1 protein-coding gene is annotated in these 1,010 nt (G+C 70.4%); it reads left to right on the forward strand.

What is annotated here, in order from left to right:
• Window positions 1–1,010, forward strand: a 1,010-nt coding sequence (locus G3N99_RS40760) for a PD-(D/E)XK nuclease family protein (RefSeq protein WP_206125258.1), incomplete at both ends; no start/stop codon positions are given.

Raw genomic sequence — 1,010 nt, forward strand, 5'->3', positions numbered from 1 at the left:
CCCGTGAGCGTCGCGCCGCTGCCTGCACCAGCGCGCCCCGAGCGTCTCGCGGCCGGGCACGACGCATCGCAGACGCTCGCGGCGCGCCATGCGACGCGCATGCTGCGCGATGCGTGGCGGATGGCGAGCTTCAGTTCGCTGACCGCGTCGATGGCACGCGAGGAGGCGGGCGTCGCGGCCGTGCCCGATGACGAATTGCGCCCCGATCACGATGCGCTTGCCGCAGTGGCGCCGGATGGCGAGTGGCTATTGGCCGATCCGGTCGCACCCGAACCGCCTGATGACGATATCCTCGTGTTCCCGCGCGGCGCGGCGGCCGGCGAGTGCCTGCACCGCCTGTTCGAACTCAGCCGGTTCACCGAGCCCGAGTCGTGGCCCAGGGCCGCGCTCGGCGCACTGCACGACCGGCCGGTCGAGGCCGAGCCCGAACTCGCGACGCGTCTGCCGGCGATGATGGTGCAACTGGTCGACGATGTCGTGCGCACCGAGCTCGTCCCGGGGATGCGGCTCGCCGATCTCGATCCGGCGAAGCGGCTCGACGAAATGGGTTTCCTGTTCCCGGCGCCCGCGCTCGACCTGATGGCCCTGCGCCGCCTGCTGGTCGCGCACGGCTATCCGGACGTTGCACTGGAGGCGGGCATGCTCGCCGGTTTCATCAAGGGTTTCATCGACATGATCGTCGAACACGACGGCCGCTTCTGGATCGTCGACTGGAAGTCGAACCATCTCGGCACGACGCCGGACGCCTACGGCCCGCGTGCGCTCGACGTCGCGATGGCCGATCACGCGTATCACCTGCAGGCGCTGCTCTATACGGTTGCACTGCATCGCTACCTGCGCGGGCGGCTGCCCGACTACGACTACGACACGCACATCGCGGGCTACCTGTACCTGTTCGTGCGTGGTGTGCGGCCCGGCTGGCGCAGCGGCGGTGAACCGGCCGGCGTGCATGCGCGGCGGCCCGAGCGCGCGCTCGTCGACGCACTCGACCGGATGATGGAAGGGGGCCG

The organism is Burkholderia sp. Ac-20392, from assembly GCF_017104585.1.
Lineage (GTDB): Bacteria > Pseudomonadota > Gammaproteobacteria > Burkholderiales > Burkholderiaceae > Burkholderia > Burkholderia lata.